The sequence below is a fragment of the Psychrobacter sp. 1Y4 genome (genome assembly GCF_051847555.1).
Window position 1 is genome coordinate 1 of sequence record NZ_JBPYDE010000342.1, and the last position, 838, is coordinate 838.

The window sequence follows — 838 nt, forward strand, 5'->3', positions numbered from 1 at the left end:
GGTAGCAATGTTAATTAACCATTGATATTGAACCGTCAAAACGACGCAATATCAATATCGTCTACGTAAAAAAGCCATGCTATTCACGATAACATGGCTTTTATTCTATTTTGATCGGTAGGCACTAATGTTAGGCAAGTGTTAAAGGTTAGGTTTAAATTACTTCTTCAACAATGCATATCCATTTATCAAGCTACTCTCCGCGACCAGCTTTGACCTGTTCGACCAGATCATTAATCACTGAGCTGTCCGCTAGCGTGGATAAGTCGCCCAGTCCGACATACTGACCATCTGCCAGCTTACGCAAGATACGGCGCATGATTTTTCCTGAGCGAGTTTTCGGTAACGCCTCAACCATATAAATGGCATCTAAGGTCGCAATTGGCCCAATCTCAGAGCGCACATGACGTTTTAGCTCCGCTTTTAGATCGTCTGTTTTTTCTTCGCCAGATTTTAGAATGATAAAGGCGCAAATACCTGTCCCGCGAATCTCATGCGGCATACCGACAATCGCGGCCTCGGCAGTAGCCGGATGAGCAACCAACGCGCTCTCAATCTCCGCAGTACCTAAGCGATGCCCAGAGACGTTCAATACGTCATCCACACGTCCTGTGATCCAATAATGTCCATCTTCATCACGCTGCGCCCCATCACCTGTAAAGTAATGACCGGGATAATCGCTAAAATAGGTTTTCAGAAAGCGCGGATGGTCATTGTAGATTGTACGCATTTGCCCAGGCCAACCACTACTGATGACTAAGTTACCTTCAGCAGCACCGTCTATGATTGCGCCTTCGGCATTTACGACTTCAGGTTTAATACCATATAGTGGCGTCAT

The 838-nt window shown here is 45.7% G+C and carries 1 protein-coding gene; it reads right to left on the minus strand.

The annotated features are described in order from the left end of the window. Window positions 1-193 precede the first annotated feature (193 nt). A partial coding sequence (locus ACS8FC_RS16210; RefSeq protein WP_439297529.1) for an AMP-binding enzyme occupies window positions 194-838 on the minus strand: 645 nt, incomplete at its 5' end.